The organism is Xanthomonas sp. NCPPB 3200 (assembly GCF_056393585.1).
Window position 1 is genome coordinate 2,813,184 of record NZ_CM150785.1, and the last position, 19,928, is coordinate 2,833,111.

The window sequence follows — 19,928 nt, forward strand, 5'->3', positions numbered from 1 at the left end:
CCTCGCCGTCGGCCAGCACACCGGGCACGCAACAGGCAAGGCAAAGGAACAGAAATGCCGAATGGCCGCTGGGATCTGCGCAGAAAATACGGGCGCCGCGCATCGATCGGTGCCCTGCTGATTCTCGCCACAGGTCTGATTGCCGCCATTCTCGCCGGCCTGTCGCTACAGCGACATAACGAGCTCGAGCGCGAGCAGCGTTTCAACTACGTCGTGCGCACGCTGACACGCAACATCAGCGAGCGCATGTATACCTTCGAACACGGGTTGCGCGGCGCACGCGGTGCCTTGATCGGCGCCGGCAAGGATGTCATCAGTCGCGACCGCTTCACCTTGTACAGCCGCTCGCGCGATTACACGCGCGAGTTCCCCGGCGTACTGGGTTACGGCTACATCCATCGCGTTGCGCCCGCCGACGAAGAGGCCTTCCTGCAGGCCGCGCGCGCGGACGGTGCACCGGACATCAAGCGCCGGCCGTTGGCGCCCTGGGACGGCGAGCGTTACATCGTGCTGTATTTCGAACCGGAGTCCTCGGGCAACCGTCCGATCGGTCTGGACATCGCCTCCGATCCGCGTCGACGCGCGGCGGCACTGCAGGCCGCACGCAGCGGCGTGCCGATCATGACCTCGCCGATCTCGCTATCCGGTTATCGCATTCCCAGCGAGAGCGGATTCCTGGTGCTGCTGGCGGTCTATCGCGAGGGCATGCCGCTGCAGACGCCGCAACAGCGCATGGCCGCGACCAGCGGCTGGGTCTACGCGCCCTTCAGCGTCGAACAGATGGTGGAAAGCACCCTGGGCGAGCGTGACGACGTGGCGCTGGATCTGTCCGACCGCAACGAGCCGACCCACAACTTCTTCCGCAGCGGCACGCCGTCCAGCGACAGCGCGCGTCGCCCGCCGGTGATCCAGCAGCTGCAGATCTATGGCCGCACCTGGATCATCACCGCCCACCCCACCGCCAGCTTCCTGGCCTCGCTCAACCAGACCTCGCCATGGCTGACCGGCGGCCTGGTGCTGGGCGTGTCGGTGCTGCTGGCGGCATTGCTGGTGCTGTATTTCAGCAACGGCCTGCGGCGCGAGGAAGTGCTGCGCAAACAGATGGAGCTGGCGGCACTGGTCAGCCATTCCAGCGAGGCCATCGTTGCCGAAACTCCGGACGGACACATCACCCACTGGAATCCCGCTGCCGAAGCGATGTTCGGCTACAGCGCGGACGAGGCGATCGGCCAGAACCTGACGATGCTGCTGTCGCCGCAGCCATATGCGATCCCCGACATCGAGCACGCCGACGAGCACCATTCGGTCGATACCTCGGCGGCGCTGAGCATGCGCCATCGCGATGGGCATCTGGTCCATGTGCTGGCCAGCAAGGCCCCGATCATCGAACGCGATGCCACCCTGAGCGGGCACTCGCATTTCTTCCGCGACATCTCCGAGCGGGTGCGTTCGCATCAGCGCATCGTCGACCTGAATGCATCGCTCGAACACCAGGTCGCCGAACGCACCAGCGAATTGATGAAGTTCTCCGCGCTGCACCGGGCGATCCTGGCACACGCCGGCTTTGCCATCATCGCCACCGACTCCGGCGGCTTTGTCACGCTGTTCAATCGCGCCGCGGAAAAACTGCTGGGCTACAACGCCGACGAGGTGATCGGCCGCCGCAAGGCCGGCCAGTTCATCGAGCAGGAAGAACTGCAGCAGCGCGCGCACCTGCTCTCCGAGCAGACCGGCGCGCCGGTGGCGCATACGCTGGAGGCAATCGCCGCGCTGACCAGCCTGGGCCGCAGCGACACCAGCGAATGGACCTACGTCAGCCACGAAGGCCGCCGCCTGCCGGTGCTGCTGACCCTGAGCACCCTGCGCGACGATAACGACCAGGTGATCGGTTACCTGGGCATGGCGGTGGACCTGACCGAGCAGAAACTGCACGAGAAACAACTGCGCCTGGCGATGGATGCGGCCAAGAGCGCCAACCAGTCCAAGTCCGATTTCCTGGCCAACATGAGCCACGAGATCCGAACCCCGATGAACGCGATCCTGGGCATGCTGTACCTGCTCCAGCGCAGCGAACTGCCCGGTGCGGCGCAGGACATGGTGACCAAGATCGACCGCTCCGCGCGCTCGCTGCTGGAGATCATCAACGACATCCTGGACTTCTCCAAGATCGAGGCCGGGCGCATCGATCTGGAACGCGCACCGTTCGACCTCAATCAACTGTTCGACAACATCGCCGACCTGATGCGTTCCTCGCTCAGCACCAAACCGGTGGAGATGATCGTCGAGCCACTGCCGCGCGACTGCCGCTGGTTGCTCGGCGATGCGCTGCGCATCAACCAGGTGCTGGTCAACCTGGTCGGCAACGCGATCAAGTTCACCGAGCAGGGCGAAGTGGTGCTGTCGGTGCGGCGCTTCCCCAGCGGCGATCCGAACAAGCTCAAGCTGCTGTTCTCGGTGCGCGACACCGGCATCGGCATTTCCAAGGAAAAGCAGAGCCTGATCTTCTCGCCGTTCCTGCAGGCCGACACCTCCACCAGCCGGCGCTACGGCGGCAGCGGCCTGGGCCTGACCATCAGCCGGCGCCTGATCGAATTGATGGGCGGCGAGCTGGAAGTGGAAAGCGTGCCCGGCCGCGGCAGCGAGTTCTACTTCGTGGTGACGCTGGAAAAATCCGCCCCGCCGCTGGCGCAGCGCGACCTGCCGGCGCTGCCGCCGGAAGCGATGCCGCGGGTGTTGATCGCCGACGACCACGATGCGGCGCTCAACAACCTGGTGCGCATCGCCAGCGAACTCGGCTGGCGCGTGGATGCGGTCGCCAGCGGCCAGGCCGCCCTACAGGCGATCGAGCAGGCCAGCGAGCCCTACGACATCTTCCTGCTCGACTGGCGCATGCCCGATATCGACGGCGTGGCGATCGCGCGGCAGATCCGCGCACGCGCCGTGCCCGGCCCGCATCCGGTGATCGTCATGGTCACCGCCTACGAGCGCCGGCTGCTGGAGCAGCATCCCGAGCAACAGGACCTGGATGCGGTGATGACCAAGCCGGTGACCAGCGCGGCGCTGCACCGGCTGGTGGAGCAACTGGTCCACGAACGCCCCGGCGCGCGGCCGGTGGCGCCCACCTTCGTGGCGCGTCGGCTGGAAGGCGCGCATCTGCTGCTGGTGGACGACAGCGAAATCAACTGCGAAGTGGCGCAGCGCATTCTCGAAGGCGAAGGCGCCATGGTCACGGTCGCCCACGACGGCGAACAGGCCATCAACACGCTGCGGCGTGCGCCGGAGCTGTTCCAGCTGGTGTTGATGGACGTGCAGATGCCGGTGGTCGATGGCTATGAAGCCACGCGGCGGCTGCGGCAGATCCCCGCGCTGGCCAGCCTGCCGGTGATCGCACTGACTGCCGGCGCCTTTCGCCCGCAACAGGAGAAAGCGCTGGAAGCGGGCATGAACGGTTTCATCGCCAAGCCGTTCAATGTGGAGGAACTGGTCACCGCCATCCGCCACTTCCTGCAGCCGGGTGTACGGCGCATCCCGTCGCTGCCGCACGAGGCCGCTGTGCAGCGCGGCCCCGAGTGGGAACACGCCGACCCGGAGGTGCTGGATGCGGCGCGTGCACGCAGCCTGTGGCGCGAGCGCGAACCGTACGAGCGCTATCTGCTCAAACTGCTGCGCGACAACCCCGACCCGGCCGAGGCCGCAGCCGAGCATCTGCGCTGCAACGAGCTGCCGGCGATCGGTGCGCTGGCGCACAAGCTGCGCGGCGCGGCCGGGTCGCTGGCATTGCCGGCCCTGGCCGGTGCCGCCAGCGACCTGGAAACCCGCATCGAGCAGGGCCACGACATCACCTCGGCACTGCTCGCACTCAAGGACACCATGCAGCGTACCGCCGCGGCGATCCATGCGTTCCTGCAACACGGCGACAGCGACGCGGAAGCAGGCGATGACCATGCCGCGCTGGACGCGGACAGCGTGCAGATCCTGGAAGCGGCCCTGGGCAGCGACGATGCCGACAGGATCGACCACGCGCTGCTGATCTGCGCGCCGCATCTGCCGCGCAACCTGCAGGAAGCACTGCAGCGTGCGGTGGAAGATTTCGACTTCCGTCGCGCCGAGGCCACCTTGCGCGACTGGCAAGCCACTCACCTGCGCTGACCGCTCACCACGCCGGTGGCAAGGAGCCTCCATGCCGCATCGTCCCCTGCTGTGTGTCGACGATGAATCCAGCAACCTGGCCACCCTGCGCCAGCTGCTGCGCAACGATTTTCCGCTGGTGTTCGCCAAGTCCGGCGGCGAAGCGCTGGAGGCGGTGCTCCGCCACACGCCGGCGTTGATCCTGCTGGATGTCGAGCTGCCCGACATGGACGGCTATGCGGTGGCGCGCACGCTCAAGCAGCAGCCCGCCAGCACGGCCATCCCGATCCTGTTCGTGACCTCGCGCAGCAGCGAGCACGACGAACGTACCGGACTGGAAGCGGGCGCGGCCGATTACGTCAGCAAGCCCTACTCGCCCGCCCTGCTCAAGGCACGCATCGCCACCCAGTTGCAGCTGGCCGAAAGCGCGCGCCTGGCGCAGCACTATCGCGATGCGATCCATCTGCTCGGTACCGCCGGGCAAGGTCAGGATGCCGACACCGGCGCGCATATCTGGCGCATGGCCGCCTATGCGCAGGTGCTGGCCGAGCAGGTCGGCTGGCCGGCGCAACGGGCGCAGCTGCTGCAGGATGCCGCGCCCCTGCACGACGCCGGCAAGATCGCGGTGCCCGGCAACATCCTGCACAAGCCCGGTGCATTGGACGAACACGAACGCACCGTGGTGCGCCAGCACCCGCAGGTCGGCCACGACCTGCTGCGGCACGGGCGCGGGCCGGTGTTTCAGCTGGCTGCGGAAATCGCGCTGCATCACCACGAATGCTGGGACGGCAGCGGCTATCCCAACGGCCTGGCCGGCGAGGCCATTCCCGAATCGGCGCGCATCGTGGCGGTGGCCGACGTATTCGACGCGCTGTGCGGGCGGCGCGCCTACAAGGCGCCGTGGACGGTGGACGATGCGATGCGCAAGCTCGACAGCATGGCAGGCAAGCAGCTGGAACCGCGCCTGGTGCAGCAATTTCGCGAGGCGTTGCCGCAGGTCCTGCAGATCATGGATGCCTGGGATAGCGCGGCGCCGGGGACCTGAAGAGCGGGGATTGGGGAATCGGGATTGGGGAATCGGGGAGCGGGGAGCGCGAGGGCTGGACGGGCTGAGCAGTTTGTGGGCCGATCGGGCGAGGTTGGCACAAGGCATTCGCGCCCGTCTTTCGGGGCGTACGGCTCTCTCAGGTGGGCTGGTGGTGTTATCGGCCCTGTGATGCGTACGCAGTGTTGCCTGGCGCGTGCTTGAACACGGCTTCGCACGGGCGGACAATAGCCATGTTGCGCCGCACAACACCGTGCGACGCGGGCCGGTCCGATCGCCATCTGCGCGCCACCGATGCGGCCCCGCAACCGAGAGTCCGATGTCCTCCAGCGTGTCCGAGGCCGGCGTCACGCCGCCGCGTTATCCCGATTACCGCATCATCTCGCTGATCCTGGCCTGCGCCATCTTCATGGAGCAGATGGACGCCACCGTGCTGGCGACCGCGCTGCCGACCCTGGCGCGCGATTTCGGCGTTGCCGCGCCGGCGATGAGCATCGCCATGACCAGCTACCTGCTGGCGCTGGCGGTGCTGATCCCGGCCAGCGGCGCGATTGCCGACCGATTCGGCCTGCGCCGCGTGTTCGGCGCATCGATCTGGGTGTTCGTCGGCGGCTCGATCCTGTGTTCGCTGGCTGACAGCCTGCCCACCATGGTCGCCGCGCGCGTACTGCAAGGCGCCGGCGGCGCGATGATGGCCCCGCTCGGCCGGCTGATCCTGCTGCGCACGGTGGAGCGCCGTCACCTGGTGTCGGCCATGGCCTGGACGCTGGTGCCGGCCTTCATCGGCCCGATGCTGGGCCCGCCGCTGGGCGGATTTTTCGTCTCGTATCTGGACTGGCGCTGGATCTTCTACATCAACGTGCCGATCGGCATTGCCGGCTTTTTGCTGGTGCGCCGTTTCATCCCGGAAATTCCCACCGAATCGGCGCCGGCACGTTTCGACCTGCGCGGTTTTGTGCTGTGCGGCACCGCGTTGGGCTGCCTGTTGTTCGGCCTGGAAATGGTCAGCCAGCAGGACGGCATCGGTACCGCGAGCTGGCTGCTGGCCATCGGCGGCAGCGCTGCGCTGGGGTATCTGTGGCATGCACGCCACCACCCCGCTCCGCTGCTGGAGCTGAGCCTGCTGCGGATCGATTCGTTCCGCTTGTCGGTGATCGGCGGTGCGCTGATGCGCATCACCCAGGGCGCGCATCCATTCCTGCTGCCGCTGCTGTTCCAGATCGGCTTCGGCATGAGTGCTGCACACAGCGGGCGCCTGATCCTGGCCACCGCGCTCGGTGCACTGCTGATGCGCAGCATCACCCCGCAGTTGCTGCGCCGCTTCGGCTATCGCAACAGCCTGATCGGCAACGGTGTGCTCGCCAGCCTGGGCTACATGGTCTGCGCGTTGTTCCGGCCCGACTGGCCGCCGGCGCTGATGTTCGGCCTGCTGCTGTGCTGCGGCGCCTTCATGTCGTTCCAGTTCGCCGCCTACAACACCATCGCCTATGAAAACGTGCCCGCATCGCGCATGAGCCGCGCCAGCAGCCTGTACACCACCTTGCAGCAACTGATGCTTTCGGTCGGCGTATGCGCCGGCGCAATGATCCTCAAGCTGGCGATGCTGGCCGGCGATCACACCCAGCCTGCGCAACGCGATTTTTCGCTGGCGTTCTGCGTGGTCAGCCTGATTTCGCTCAGCGCCACCTGGTGGCATGTGCGTTTCGACAAGGATGCCGGGCAGGAAATGAGCGGGCACCGGGCTTCGAGCGGCTGACAGCACGGCTGCGTAGCCGGCGCAGCTACATAGCCGTGACTGGAATCGGCGTGCACCGCCCCGGCAACTGCGGTTTCCATGCGACACCCACATCAATTGCCAACTGCTCGCACCGCTTGGTTGGCCAGTCTTGCAGCGTGTCATGTCCGCCAACTCGCATGACAGCACCCCACAGGTGCCGTCATGCCTGCCATCATCGCGCCTTGTCGTTTTGCAGCGACGCGGCCTCGGCACGCGTCACCAGCAGGAACGCCAGCGGAAAGCCGATCTCGATCGCGACTGCCGCGAAGATGCCGGCGTTGACATGCCCGGCCACCCACTCCGCCACGCCCAGCACTGCCAACAACAGGCACGCGGTGACAAAGCCCGCAACCACCGCACGGCGCCCTGGCGACGGTGGCGCCGTTCGCACCAGCAGCAGCATGACGCCGATGGCCGCATACAGCGGTGCGGCGCGTCGGCCGAGCACGCCCAGCGCGTCGCTGTCGAAGGCCACGCCCCAATTGGCCAGCATGGCCGCAGGCGCCAGCAGCCAGGCAGCGCCCAACGCGAAGAACGACAACGCCGACAGCGTGGCCAGGTAGCGAAATGCGCGCGATGCAGTCAGCGCGCTCATGCGTTCACCTCCACGACCGTGCGCCCCTGCACCTTCCGCGCGTTGCCGCTAAAGTGGGGCTGATGCAATCCCCGGCCGCTGGTCAGCACCCGGTCTGCAACCGCACTGCCGGCATCGCGGGACGCTTCGACCACACCGGCAAGATCGACGCCAGCAATCAGCGGAAGATGGCGAATGGTCGGGCCACCTCCGCTCACCATCATCGCGTGGTGGTCGTTGCCGGTCGAATACTCGACAGCAACCCTCACCTCGCCCGGCATCAACGCGTCTTCGTTGAACCGGACCAGCCTGGTAACCACCGGCTCGCTGGTCTGAGCGGCAAGCACTGCATCGAAGGTCATTGCCTTCTCCTGTTGGGGTCAAGACCGCGAGCGACCGCGTCACCACCGAAGCATCGGTAACGGCATGCACACTGCAGTCGCTGCGGCTCGTTTGTGCAGCGGTGCAACCCGGCGTGGCGCAGCTGAAACCTGTTGCGCTCACCGCCAGGGCCGGCACTTGCAGTGGTTTGTCGGCCGGGCTTATCCGGCGTGGGATGGCGTCGTCGTCTCGGACGGCGTCTTCGCATCGAGCTGCAGGTTCTTGCGAATCAACGCCTGGAACACACCCGCCGGCGCAAACCGCCGCAGGAACTGCAGCTGTCCGGCGATCTTGCCCGCGGTGTAGCGCACCTTGGGCTGCTGCGCGCGCGCCGCCTTCACCACCACGTCGGCCACGACAGAGGGCTCGTCTGCGCTTGCCATTGCCTGCGCCACCACTTGGCCGACCTGGGTACGCACCTGACGGTAGTTTTCCAGCGGCGCATCCGGGGTGAGAGTGTTCGCCTCGAACTGGGTCCTGGTATAGGCCGGCTCGATGACCGTGACCCGGATTCCGTAGCTGCGCAGCTCGTGGTCCACCGCTTCGGAGTAACCCTCCACCGCGTGCTTGCTGGCCGCGTACAGCGCCGCATACGGCGTGGGCACCAGCCCGATGATCGAGCCGATGTTGATGATGCGGCCACTGCTCTGGCGGCGCATGTGCGGCACCACTGCGCGCGTCATGCGCACGACACCGAGGAAGTTGGTGTCGAGGATGGCCTTGGCCTGCTCGATCGAGCTTTCCTCCGCAGCGGCGGGAGACACACCGAAACCGGCGTTATTGACCAGCAGGTCGATGCGCCCTTCCCGTCGCAGCAGCTCCTGGATCGCGGCGCCCACCGATCCGTCGCTGGTCACATCCAGCGCCAGCAGCGTGAAGGCGCGCTGCCCGGACTGCGCGCCGCGACGGCTGGTGCCGTACACCGTATAGCCGGCGGCAGCCAGCGCGTTGGCAGTTGCTTCGCCGATGCCGGAGGAGGCGCCGGTCACCAGCGCAACAGGGGGTTTGCTTGTCATTGGAATTCCTTGAGTGCAGTGAGTGACAGGGCGGCAGTCGATTGACGATCACGCCGCGACTGGGAAGCGATGGCTTGGCTAAAAACGCAGTCCTACCGGTGAAAGCTCGACCACGTGTGTGGCGGATGCACGCCTGTCGGTTAGTTGGATGCCTGCAACGACGACAGGATCTGGTCGCGACACACCGCGATGATTTCGTCGGCCAGCGGCGAATCGTTCGGGCACGACCGCGACAGCACGATGGCGCCGATGGCGTGCGCCATCATGTCCAGGTTGCTGGCGCGCTCCGCTGCTGCCTCGGCGGTGCCGGGCGCAGCGCCGCTGCGGTCGAGCGAGGCCAACAGGTTTTCGACCCCGGTGGCGAACGCCTCGCGCACTTCCTCCGGCTGGCGCGCGGCATCGGCGCCCAGCGCAGCCATCGTGCAGCCGGTGGCAAGGCTGTCGCGATGTCCGCGCGACAGATAGAAGTTCACGAAATCCGCCTTGTCCACGTGCTCGGTCTGCGCGGCGATGTTGGCCAGGCCGCAGGCCGCCGATTCGGCCATCAGATCCGCCTTGGAGCGGAACTGCTTGTAGAAGCCGCCGTGGGTAAACCCTGCAGCGGCCATCAGATCGGCGATGCCGATCCCTTCGTAACCACGCTCGCGAAACAGCACCGAGGCGGTCTCGACGACGCGCGCCCGGTTTGCCTGCGCCTGTGCCTTGGTCACTTTCATCGTTGGGACACTCCGTGCTGGTGCGGGACTGGGGAGAGCGACAGCTTACTTTGATGTCATTCGTCATCAAAGTGTTGACACTTTAGATTTTGATCGTAATCTTTGTCAACCACTGATTCCGAGCACCGCCAATGACCCACCCTTCGCTGTTCGAACCCTATGCACTGGGCGCGCTGACGCTGGCCAACCGCATCGTGATGGCCCCGCTGACCCGCAACCGTGCGGGCGCCGGCCTGGTGCCGAGCGCACTGGCGGCCACCTACTACGCCCAGCGCGCCTCGGCCGGCCTGCTGATCACCGAGGCCACCCAGGTCTCGCCGCAGGCCCAGGGCTATCAGGACACCCCCGGCCTGTACACGCCCGAGCAGATCGCCGGCTGGCGTGCGGTCACCGACGCCGTGCATGCCAAGGGTGGGCGCATCTTCGTGCAGCTGTGGCATGTGGGCCGGGTGTCGCATGTCGACCTGCAGCCGGGCGGCGCCGCACCGGTTGCGCCGTCAGCGATCCGCGCGGCGACCAAGGTGTTCGTCAACAACGGTTTTGCCGATGTCTCCGAACCACGCGCCCTTGCGCTGCACGAACTGCCGGGCATCGTCGACGACTTCCGCCAGGCAGCGGCCAATGCGATTGCCGCCGGCTTCGATGGCGTCGAAATCCATGGCGCCAACGGCTACCTGCTGGAGCAGTTCATCAAGGACGGCGCCAACCAGCGCACCGATGCCTACGGCGGCTCGATCGAAAACCGCGCGCGCCTGTTGCTGGAGGTGGTCGCTGCAGTGAGCAAGCAGATCGGCGCCGATCGCACCGGCGTGCGCATCTCGCCGGTGTCGCCGGCAAGCGGCATTTCCGGCAGCGATCCGCAGCCGCACTACGACTACATCGCCGAGCAGCTCGATGCGCTGGGCATCGTCTACCTGCACGTGGTCGAAGGTGCGACCGGCGGCCCGCGTGACGCGGCCCCGTTCGACTATGCCGCGCTGCGCAGCAAGTTCACCCGTACCTATCTGGCCAACAACGGCTACGACCTGGAACTGGCCAACGCCCAGTTGCGCGCAGGCAACGTCGACCTGGTGGCCTTCGGCCGCCCGTTCATCAGCAACCCCGATCTTGTCGAACGTCTGCACACCGGCGCAGCGCTGGCGCCGTTGAATCCGGCCACGCTCTACGGCGGTGGCGCCGAAGGTTATATCGACTACCCGTCCCTCGCCGGCTGAGGCTGTCTCGCCTGGCGTCTTTCATCCACTGTCATCAAGGAATCCTGCATGTCCACACTTCCCGCTGTCCTCATCACTGGCGCCTCCACCGGTATCGGCGCCGTCTACGCCGAGCGCTTTGCGCAACGTGGCCACCATCTGGTGCTGGTCGCACGCGACAAGGCCCGCCTGGATGCGCTGGCGGCGCGTCTGCACGCTGCGCATGGCGTCAGCGTCGACGTGCTGCAGGCCGACCTGACCCAGCCCGCCGACCTGACCGCAGTGGAAGCCCGCCTGCGCGACGACGCGCAGATCGGCATCCTGATCAACAACGCAGGCATGGCGCAGTCCGGCGGCATCCTGCAGCAGAACGCCGAGGCAATCGACCGCCTGCTGGCGCTCAATGTCACCGCGTTGACGCGCCTATCTGCCGCGGTTGCGCCGCGCTTTGCGCAGTCCGGCAGCGGCGCGATCGTCAACCTCGGCTCGGTGGTGGGCTTCGCTCCCGAATTCGGCATGAGCGTCTACGGCGCCACCAAGGCCTTCGTGCTGTTCCTGTCGCAGGGGCTGCACCTGGAGCTGGGCCCCAAGGGCGTCTATGTGCAAGCCGTGCTGCCGGCCGGTACGCGCACCGAGATCTGGGGGCGTGCCGGTATCGACGTCAACACGCTCAGCGATCTGATGGACGTGGGCGAACTGGTCGATGCCGCGCTGGTTGGTTTTGATCGCCGCGAACTGGTCACCATCCCGCCGCTGCACGTGGCCGCACGTTGGGACGCACTGGATGGCGCGCGCCAGGGGCTGCTGTCTGACATCCGCCAGGCCACCGCAGCCGAGCGCTATCAGCCGGCGGCCTGACCGGCCCGGCGGCGCAACCGCCCGCAGCGCTTGCCACGGTGAGCGCTGCGGGCCTGGGGTGATGCGTCGCGCATTCGCGCTGCTGCATGAATGCGTCGATGCAAACCGCCCACATGGCGATCAGGCGGCAGGCACGCAGTTGCCAGCGCAAAGGTGAAGGCGGCCGGGGATCGCATCGCGCCCGGCCACGCATCCAGACAACGACAGCAGTGGACCCGAACCAGATGAAAGCACTCACCTTCAAACGCTATGGCAAATCTCCCGATATTGGCTTCAGCGAGCGCGCCCGCCCGACGCTGCAGCCCGACGAACTGCTGGTCGAGGTGCATGCCGCTGGCGTGAATCCGATCGACAACATGATTCCCACCGGCATCTTCAAACCCGTGGTGAAGTTCGAGCTGCCCGCCACGCTGGGCAGCGACGTGGCCGGGATCGTCATCGATGTCGGCAGCCGCGTCACCCGCTTCAAGCGGGGCGATGCGATTTTTGCCAGCGTGTTCGATCTTGGCCGTGGCACCATCGCCGAGTATGTCGCGGTACCGGAAAGCGCCGCAGCGCTGAAGCCTGCCAATCTGGATTTTGTGCAGGCGGCATCGCTGCCGATGGTCGCGCTCACGTCCTGGCAGGCCCTGAAGGAACGTGCCGACCTGCAGCCTGACGAGAAGGTGTTCATTCCTGCCGGTTCCGGCGGTATCGGCACCATCGCGATCCAGCTGGCAAAACACCTCGGCGCCACCGTCGGCACCACCACCAGCACCGGCAATGTCGCGCTGGTGAACAGCCTTGGCGCAGACGAGGTGGTCGACTACAGGCAACAGGACTTCGAGACCGTGCTGCGCGGCTACGACATCGCGCTTGGAACGATGCGGGGCGATACGATCGAAAAATCGCTCGCCATCCTCAAGCCCGGCGGCAGGATCGTGTCGCTGGTCGGGCCGCTGGATGCCGCCTTTGCCCGCGCACGCCGGTTGAATGTCGTGCTGCAATTCGTCTTCGCCATGATGAGCCGCAAGATCATCCGTCTGGCGAACAAGCACAACGTCGCCTACTCGTTCCTGTTCGTACGCCCCAATGGCACGCAACTGGCCAAAATCGGCGAACTGCTCGAAGCCGAACGCATTCGCCCAGTCATCGACAAGGTGTTTGCGTTCGAGCAAGCCAAGGAAGCGCTCGAGTATCTTGCGCAGGGCCGTGCCAAGGGCAAGGTAGTGGTGAAGATCAATAAATAATAAAGCGTACACCCGAGAAAAATGCGACAGAAAATCGAAACGGCGACAGAAAATCTGAAAAACAGAAATCAACTTCTTTGCATCGCTTTAAGCCAAAAATAATCCACCTTCGGTGGATTATTTTTAAACGTCACCAGTCAACCGTCGACCTCAAGCTCCACCTACGCCACAACTTCTTGTTCGATTGTACGTGTAGGAGGTCAGTACCCAGCCGCCACCGCTGCCATTAGGACCCGACTGCCACGTATATGTCCATGTTCTAGCAATACCGCCCCCGCAGCTCGACACTCCGAATGTTTGACCACTAGAACCGCCTGCCGGAAGTGGGACAGGTGGAGCCTCTTGAAGTGGGCGAATTGCGCCGCTATCGATGCTTGAAAGGCGTACTGTGATGTTTCCGGAAAACGTAACATTCGAATCAAACAACGTCCCCGCCCCCGGTGCTGCTGATAGCCACTGCGCAATCTGTTTTGCTTCACGCGAACCTGCTGCATAAGTAGTTTCGCTGGTTATCGATGTTCGGGCACGATTTTCCTGACCGAAACCTACTAGTGGGAAAGCAATAGACGTGAGAAATAACAACTTAGCAGCGAATGCGGATATACATTGCATAAATTCTCCATGAATGTCTTTTGCCGCTACTCAAGTATTGCCCGGATAAATTAACAGGACATGAACAATGCTTTTCTACATTACCATATATTAAAATATTGTTTTTTACATTTTAAATGTATTTACAGGCGATGCATATCACTTATAAAACAATCTTACGCCAACGCTTTTCTAATGGTGGATTGGTGAACGTTGAAACACGATAAAAAGGCCGCCCACGGGCATAATTCTGTTCACTTAAGCGCTTGATCGAGCGTTTTGCGGCTGAATAACGTCGCCAAATCCAATAAGAACAGCGATTCCCTGAGAGACGAAAGCGCCGTTTTTCTTAAAGTGAACAGCATTACGCCCACGGGCAGACTATTTGCTGGAAGCAATTGCAATTAGTAGAGAAGCACGATGACGGTTCTCAGCTCCGCCATCGCGCTTCGGCACGTCCTTACAAGCCGTGTGCCGCCAGCTGCCCGAGACGCTGCACTGCGACCGACACGGTCGGGTAGTCCAGGGTCTTCTGCTCGGCCACATCGGCGAGCATGGCCAGGGTGAAGCGCAGGCTGGAATCGTCGCGTGCCAGCCAGTTGGCCACCTTGTCCTCGGCCGTGCTGCCTGACATCGTCAGCACCTGACCGACCAATGCGCGTTGATGCGCGGCCAGCTCGTCGCGCAGTACACCACGTGCCACCGCGTGCCAGCGGCCGTTGACCTCCAGCGCGTCGATCTGCTCGAACAACCACGGCAAACGCAGCGCTTCGCCCAGGCGGAAATGCACCTTGGACACGTCCACCGGCTTGAGCTTGCGGGTGCGTGCGGTTTCGATGATGTCGAAGGCCGGTTCCAGATAGCGTAGCTCGGACAACTGCTGCGCCAGCTGCGGCGGTAGGCCCTTGTCCTGCCATTCCTGCACGCTGGCTTCATACTGCGGGCGCTGCGTATCGGAGAGCACACCGGAGGCGACACGGATGTCGTTGAACGGGCCGTGGTAACGCTCCACCGCCGCGGTGATGCCCGGCATCTGGCCCGGACGCAACAGCAGCCAACGCACGAACGAGCGCTGCAGGCGCCAGATCACTTCCAGCGCATCGATCTGCACCGACTCGGGTACCTTGCCGTCCAATGCGTCGATCTGCGTCCACAGCGCGCGTGCATCCAGCGTCTCGCGGCTGATGGTGTAGGCCTTGGCGACCTCGGCGATGCTGCGGCCGGTGTCTTCCTGCATGCGCATCAGGAAGGTGGCGCCCATGCGGTTGATGGTGGTGTTGGTCACCGCGGTGGCGATGATCTCGCGCTTGAGGCGGTGACGCTCCATCGCATCGGCGTACTTTTTCTGCAGCGGCTGCGGGAAGTAGCGCTGCAATTCCTTAGACAGATACGGGTCTTCGGGAATATCCGATTCCAGCAGCTGCTGGAACGCCACCAGCTTGGAATACGACAACAGCACCGACAGCTCCGGGCGCGACAAGCCCTGCCCGCGTGCCTTGCGTGCGGACAGTTCGGCATCGGAGGGCAGGAACTCGATCTGGCGATCGAGCAGGCCCTGCAATTCCAGCGTGCGGATGAAGTGCTGCTTGGAGCCGAGACGCTTGACGCTCATCCGCTCCATCAGGCTGATCGCCTGGTTCTGGCGGTAGTTGTCCCACAACACCAGGTCGGCCACTTCGTCGGTCATCGAGGCGAGCAATGTGTTGCGCGCGTCGTAGGTAAGCTTCTTGGCCTGCACCATGTCGTTGAGCAGGATCTTGATATTCACCTCGTGATCGGAGGTGTCCACGCCAGCCGAGTTGTCGATGAAGTCAGTGTTGAGCAACACCCCGGCCTGCGCGGCCTCGATGCGGCCGAGCTGGGTCAGGCCCAGGTTGCCGCCCTCGCCCACCACCTTGCAGCGCAACTCGCCGCCGTTGACGCGCAGGCCGTTGTTGGCGCGGTCGCCCACATCGGCATGCGACTCGCTGGACGCCTTGACGTAGGTGCCGATACCGCCATTCCAGAACAGGTCCACCGGGGCCTTGAGGATGGCGTTCATCAGTTCGTTGGGCGAGAGCTGCTTGACGCTGGATTCCAAGCCCAGGACCTCACGCACCGGCGCGCTGATGTCGATGGATTTGAGCGTGCGCGGATAGATGCCGCCACCGGCGCTGATCAGCTTGGCCTCGTAGTCGGCCCAGCTGGAACGCGGCAGCTTGAACAGGCGCTCGCGCTCGGCGAACGAGGCAGCGGCATCCGGATTGGGATCCAAGAAGATATGCCGGTGATCGAACGCGGCCAACAGGCGGATATGCCGCGACAACAGCATGCCGTTGCCGAACACGTCGCCGGACATGTCACCGATGCCGACCACGCTGAAATCCTGGCTCTGGCAGTCGCGCCCCATCGCACGGAAGTGGCGCTTGACGGACTCCCACGCACCGCGCGCGGTGATGCCCATGCCCTTGTGGTCGTAACCGACCGAACCGCCGGAAGCGAACGCATCGCCCAGCCAGAAGCCGTGGTCCAGCGCCAGCCCGTTGGCGATGTCGGAGAACGTGGCGGTGCCCTTGTCGGCCGCGACCACCAGGTACGGATCATCCTGGTCGTGACGCACCACCTGCGGCGGCGGCACGATCTTGCCGCCGACGATGTTGTCGGTGATGTCGAGCAGGCTCTGGATGAACAGCTTGTAGCAGGCGATGCCTTCGGCCTGGATCGCATCGCGGTCGCCGCCGACCGGCGAGCGCTTGACGTAGAAACCGCCCTTGGCCCCGACCGGCACGATGACGGTGTTCTTGACCATCTGCGCCTTGACCAGGCCCAGCACCTCGGTGCGGAAATCCTCGCGCCGGTCCGACCAGCGCAGGCCGCCACGCGCCACCGCGCCAAAGCGCAGGTGCACGCCTTCCACTCGCGGGCTGTAGACGAAGATCTCGCGGTACGGGCGCGGCTTGGGCAGGTCCGGCACGATCGAAGAATCCAGCTTGAAGCTGATGCAGTGGCCGTGCTTGCCGCTCTTGTCGGTCTGGTAATAGTTGGTGCGCAGCGTGGCGTCGATCACACCGATGAAGCTGCGCAGGATGCGGTCCTCGTCCAGGCTGGAGACGCGATCCATCAACTTCAGCAGCGTGGCGCGGGTGGCTTCCTGCTGTGCATCGCGGTCGCTTCCGCGCGCCTGCAACACCGGCTCCAGTGCCTTGAGCGTGGCCTCGTCGTCACCGGCCAGCACCGACAGTTCCTCGCGCAGGCGTTCCTGCCCGGCGAAGATCTGCGCCTTGGTCTCGCTGCCGGTGGCCGGATCGAAGCGCGCTTCGAACAGTTCCACCAGCAGGCGCGCCAGCAGCGGGTAACGGGTGAACGTCGCCTCGACATAGGCCTGCGAGAACGGCACCGCAGTCTGCAGCAGATACTTGCAATAGCCGCGCAGCAGCGCGACCTGGCGCCAGTGCAGGCCGGCGGCCAGGATCAGGCGGTTGAAGCCGTCGTTTTCGGCATCGCCGCTCCAGATCCGCTCGAAGGCTTCGCCGAAACCGGCGTCGGCATTGGCTGCGTTGATCTTGCCGGAGGTCGATTCGACCTCGAAATCCTGAATGTAGACCGGCGTCTCGCCGACCTGCAGCCGGTACGGCCGCTCGGAGATCACCCGCAGGCCCATGTTCTCCATCATCGGCATCGCGTCGGACAACGGGATGTCGTCGAGCTGGCGATACAGCTTCAGGCGCAGGCCCTCGCCGGCGTCCAGCCGCACGCCGTCGTCGCGACGGATCTCCTGCAGGCTCAGGTGCAGATCGTCCGGGCCGTCCAGTGCGGCCAGATGCTCGACGTCGGACACCGCCGATTCGATCGACGAGTCCTCGATGTAGCCGGCCGGCAGCGCACGCCCGAAGTTGGCGGCCATGCGCAGGCCATTGACCTCGCCATGCCGCGCCACCAGCGCCTCGCGCAGGGCATCGCGCCAGTTGCGCAGCAGATGCGCAAGCCGGGCCTCGAGTTCGGTGGTGTTGAATTCCAGCGCCTCGCCACTCTTGGGCCGCACGATCAGGTGCAGCTGCGCCAGCGGCGACTCGCCCAGCACCACGCTGGAATCGATGTATTCGCCGTGCAGCGCGTCCTTGAGCAAGGCCTCGATGCGCAGCCGCACATCGGTGTTGAAGCGTTCGCGCGGGATGTACACCAGCGCGGAGATGAAGCGGCTGTACTTGTCGCGGCGCAGGAACATGCGGCTGCGCACGCGCTCCTGCAGGCCGAGGATGCCGATCGCGGTGCGATACAGCTCTTCCTCGTTGGACTGGAACAGCTCCTCGCGCGGCAGCGTCTCGAGGATGTGCCGCAGCGCCTTGCCGCTGTGGCTGCTCGGGGTCAGCCCCGACTTGCTCATCACGTATTCGTGGCGCTGGCGCACCAGCGGGATTTCCCACGGGCGGCGGTTGTAGGCGCTGGAGGTGAACAGGCCCAGGAAGCGCTGCTCGCCGACGATGCGGCCCTTGGCGTCGAATTCCAGAATCCCGATGTAATCCATGTAGCCGACCCGATGCACGCGCGAGCGCGCATTGGTCTTGGTCAGGATCAGCGCATCCTTGAGCTTGGCCGAGGTGTTCAGGCCGTGCGCCGCCAGCGTGGTCACCGGGCGCGCCGGTGAGGTGTCGCGGCCGCGCATCAGGCCCAGGCCGGTTTCTTCCACCGGCGCCAGCACGTCCTGGCCGTCCTGCTTCTCCACGCGGTACTCGCGATAGCCGAAGAAGGTGAAATGGTCGGCCGCCGCCCAGCGCAGGAACTCCTGCGCCTCGTGGCGGCTGATGTCGTCCATCGGCAGGCGGCGGGTGGCCAGGTCGTCGGCCAGCATCACCATCTTTTCGCGCATCGACGCCCAGTCGTGCACGATCGCGCGCACCTCGCCCAGCACCTTGCGCACCGCCGCTTCCACCTTGGGCATGTCCTCGGCGGGCTGGCGGTCGATCTCCAGCACCATCAGCGATTCGCTCTTGCCCTCGCCCACCGCAGTCAGCTTGCCGGCCTTGTCGCGCGCAATGCGCAAGACCGGGTGGCCGAGCACGTGCACGCCGATGCCCAGGTCCGACAGCGTCATGCTCACCGAGTCCACCAGGAACGGCATGTCGTCGTTGACGATCTGCAGCAGCGTGTGCGGCGATTCGTAACCGTGGCTCTTCAGGGTCGGGTTGAACACCCGCACGTTGACCGTGCCGGCCTTGCGCGTGCGCGCAAATTCCAGCATGTCCGCCGCCAGGGCCGCCCACTGTTCGGCCGGGTGGTTGGGGAACTCGTCCTCTTCCATGCGCCGGTAGAAGTCGGCTGCGAACAGCTGCACCTCGGACTGGCGGGCGGCCGGGTAGCGCTTGCGCAACGCGGCAAACACCGGCTCCAGGGTGACCGCCTGCGGCGCGGTGGCAAGCACGGGGACGGCATGGTCGGCGACCGGTTTGACCGACGTCGTGGACGATTTCGAAGCAGCTTTCTTGGCTGTCATGAGAGCGCTGGGATGCTCGGTGGAAAACCTGAATTGTACCGGCGCCGGATGAAGACGCCTTGCTGCATAGCGCAAAATCCTGGTCGGGCGCTCTCCCTCGGTTCGGCGCAAAAGCACTACCCGACTGTCATTCCTGCAGCGGCGCCGGATTGGCGCCTGCATGGCCAGCCGCCAGACCGCCACAACCGGCAAAGTCCGGCCGGGCGCTTGGGCCACAAGGCGTTGCGCAGACGGAACTGCGACCGTCAAGCCTGTTTAAAAACTAAACTGGACGGTATAGTCTACCGCCATGACCCCCCATTCCCACCGTGCTGCCCGGCGCTCGGACTGCGATCGCCGTATCCATGCGGCTGTGCATGCGCTGCTTGCCGAGCGCGGCATGCGGCTGAGCATGGACGCGGTGGCCGAGCGCGCCGGCTGCTCCAAGCAGACGCTCTATAGTTATTACGGTTGTAAAGAAAACCTGCTGCGCGATGTCCTCCAGGACCATGTGCACCTGGCCACGGTGCCGCTAGGCACCGCCTCGGGCGAGTTGCGCGAGGATCTGCTGGCCTTCGCACTGGCCCACCTTGACCGCCTGAACCGCCCGGATGTGTTACAGACCTGCCGGTTGGTGGAAGCCGAATCGCACCGGTTCCCCGATCAGTCGCAGCAGATCTTCCAGGACGGGGTCGTCGGCATGCAGCAGCGCCTGGCGCAGCGCTTCGAGCAGGCGATGCAGGCCGGCCAGCTGCGCCATGACGATCCGCACTGTATGGCCGAACTGCTGTTGAGCATGATCGTCGGTCTGGATTTCGACCGGCAACGCTTTCAGGTTCCCCACCGCGCCGGCCTTCCCGCCAGGCAGCAGTGGGCGCAATTCGCTGTCGACACCTTCCTGCGCGCATTTGCCGCGGTCGCTGCCACGCCTTCGCTGTCCCCGCTTTCCTTTCTCACTTCAAGACCCTAAC

General features: G+C 65.1%; 12 protein-coding genes. 7 read left to right on the forward strand and 5 right to left on the reverse strand.

Translation table 11 applies throughout. The features are described from left to right. Window positions 1-54 precede the first annotated feature (54 nt). The 3 genes from AC06DU_RS12335 to AC06DU_RS12345 all read left to right on the forward strand — a co-directional run bounded on the left by AC06DU_RS12335 (window position 55) and on the right by AC06DU_RS12345 (window position 6,929). Entirely contained in the window at window positions 55-4,149 is a 4,095-nt protein-coding gene (locus tag AC06DU_RS12335; RefSeq protein WP_478202537.1) for a CHASE domain-containing hybrid sensor histidine kinase/response regulator, read from the forward strand. Window positions 4,150-4,180: 31 nt separating this feature from the next. Further along, complete coding sequence (locus AC06DU_RS12340) at window positions 4,181-5,173, forward strand: HD-GYP domain-containing protein (protein WP_478202538.1); 993 nt, start codon at window positions 4,181-4,183, stop codon at window positions 5,171-5,173. Between the two features lie 319 nt (window positions 5,174-5,492). Then, complete coding sequence (locus AC06DU_RS12345; protein WP_478202539.1) at window positions 5,493-6,929, forward strand: DHA2 family efflux MFS transporter permease subunit; 1,437 nt, start codon at window positions 5,493-5,495, stop codon at window positions 6,927-6,929. Window positions 6,930-7,122: 193 nt separating this feature from the next. Here AC06DU_RS12345 and AC06DU_RS12350 read toward each other — a convergent pair whose 3' ends face one another. The 4 genes from AC06DU_RS12350 to AC06DU_RS12365 all read right to left on the reverse strand — a co-directional run bounded on the left by AC06DU_RS12350 (window position 7,123) and on the right by AC06DU_RS12365 (window position 9,637). Continuing rightward, window positions 7,123-7,545 carry a hypothetical protein gene (locus AC06DU_RS12350; RefSeq protein WP_478202540.1) on the reverse strand — a complete coding sequence of 141 codons (423 nt, stop codon included), beginning with the start codon at window positions 7,543-7,545 and terminating at the stop codon, window positions 7,123-7,125. Next, window positions 7,542-7,886, reverse strand: coding sequence for an alcohol dehydrogenase catalytic domain-containing protein (locus AC06DU_RS12355; protein ID WP_228910878.1), 345 nt, complete (start codon window positions 7,884-7,886; stop codon window positions 7,542-7,544). The genes AC06DU_RS12350 and AC06DU_RS12355 overlap by 4 nt, the downstream gene beginning before the upstream one ends. Before the next feature lie 180 nt (window positions 7,887-8,066). Further along, complete coding sequence (locus tag AC06DU_RS12360) at window positions 8,067-8,921, reverse strand: oxidoreductase (RefSeq protein ID WP_478202541.1); 855 nt, start codon at window positions 8,919-8,921, stop codon at window positions 8,067-8,069. Between the two features lie 140 nt (window positions 8,922-9,061). Next, the gene (locus AC06DU_RS12365) at window positions 9,062-9,637 is read right to left on the reverse strand and encodes a TetR/AcrR family transcriptional regulator (RefSeq protein ID WP_104568316.1); all 576 of its coding nucleotides are present in this window, start codon (window positions 9,635-9,637) and stop codon (window positions 9,062-9,064) included. 131 nt (window positions 9,638-9,768) lie between these two features. On the opposite strand from AC06DU_RS12365, the gene AC06DU_RS12370 reads away from it, so the two are divergent. The 3 genes from AC06DU_RS12370 (at window position 9,769) to AC06DU_RS12380 (ending at window position 12,917) form a co-directional block, all read left to right on the forward strand. Further along, complete coding sequence (locus tag AC06DU_RS12370; protein ID WP_104576086.1) at window positions 9,769-10,851, forward strand: alkene reductase; 1,083 nt, start codon at window positions 9,769-9,771, stop codon at window positions 10,849-10,851. A 48-nt stretch (window positions 10,852-10,899) separates the two neighbouring features. Then, complete coding sequence (locus AC06DU_RS12375) at window positions 10,900-11,688, forward strand: SDR family NAD(P)-dependent oxidoreductase (RefSeq protein WP_478202542.1); 789 nt, start codon at window positions 10,900-10,902, stop codon at window positions 11,686-11,688. A gap of 98 nt (window positions 11,689-11,786) precedes the next feature. Beyond that, window positions 11,787-12,917, forward strand: a complete 1,131-nt coding sequence (locus tag AC06DU_RS12380; protein WP_478202543.1) for an NADP-dependent oxidoreductase — start codon at window positions 11,787-11,789, stop codon at window positions 12,915-12,917. A gap of 1,051 nt (window positions 12,918-13,968) precedes the next feature. Here the strand turns inward: AC06DU_RS12380 and AC06DU_RS12385 are convergent. Next, window positions 13,969-18,978, reverse strand: a complete 5,010-nt coding sequence (locus AC06DU_RS12385) for an NAD-glutamate dehydrogenase (protein WP_478202544.1) — start codon at window positions 18,976-18,978, stop codon at window positions 13,969-13,971. A gap of 289 nt (window positions 18,979-19,267) precedes the next feature. Here AC06DU_RS12385 and AC06DU_RS12390 point away from each other — a divergent pair, with 289 nt between their 5' ends. Beyond that, window positions 19,268-19,927, forward strand: coding sequence for a TetR/AcrR family transcriptional regulator (locus tag AC06DU_RS12390; RefSeq protein WP_046343139.1), 660 nt, complete (start codon window positions 19,268-19,270; stop codon window positions 19,925-19,927). The last annotated feature ends 1 nt before the right edge of the window (window position 19,928 follow it).

What these genes read in the sequence shown, in the direction of transcription:
- AC06DU_RS12335 (WP_478202537.1), top strand. Translation starts at nt 55, where the DNA reads ATGCCGAATGGCCGCTGGGATCTGCGCAGAAAATACGGGCGCCGCGCA.
- AC06DU_RS12340 (WP_478202538.1), top strand. Translation starts at nt 4,181, where the DNA reads ATGCCGCATCGTCCCCTGCTGTGTGTCGACGATGAATCCAGCAACCTG.
- AC06DU_RS12345 (WP_478202539.1), top strand. Translation starts at nt 5,493, where the DNA reads ATGTCCTCCAGCGTGTCCGAGGCCGGCGTCACGCCGCCGCGTTATCCC.
- AC06DU_RS12350 (WP_478202540.1), bottom strand. Translation starts at nt 7,545, where the DNA reads ATGAGCGCGCTGACTGCATCGCGCGCATTTCGCTACCTGGCCACGCTG.
- AC06DU_RS12355 (WP_228910878.1), bottom strand. Translation starts at nt 7,886, where the DNA reads ATGACCTTCGATGCAGTGCTTGCCGCTCAGACCAGCGAGCCGGTGGTT.
- AC06DU_RS12360 (WP_478202541.1), bottom strand. Translation starts at nt 8,921, where the DNA reads ATGACAAGCAAACCCCCTGTTGCGCTGGTGACCGGCGCCTCCTCCGGC.
- AC06DU_RS12365 (WP_104568316.1), bottom strand. Translation starts at nt 9,637, where the DNA reads ATGAAAGTGACCAAGGCACAGGCGCAGGCAAACCGGGCGCGCGTCGTC.
- AC06DU_RS12370 (WP_104576086.1), top strand. Translation starts at nt 9,769, where the DNA reads ATGACCCACCCTTCGCTGTTCGAACCCTATGCACTGGGCGCGCTGACG.
- AC06DU_RS12375 (WP_478202542.1), top strand. Translation starts at nt 10,900, where the DNA reads ATGTCCACACTTCCCGCTGTCCTCATCACTGGCGCCTCCACCGGTATC.
- AC06DU_RS12380 (WP_478202543.1), top strand. Translation starts at nt 11,787, where the DNA reads ATGCAAACCGCCCACATGGCGATCAGGCGGCAGGCACGCAGTTGCCAG.
- AC06DU_RS12385 (WP_478202544.1), bottom strand. Translation starts at nt 18,978, where the DNA reads ATGACAGCCAAGAAAGCTGCTTCGAAATCGTCCACGACGTCGGTCAAA.
- AC06DU_RS12390 (WP_046343139.1), top strand. Translation starts at nt 19,268, where the DNA reads ATGACCCCCCATTCCCACCGTGCTGCCCGGCGCTCGGACTGCGATCGC.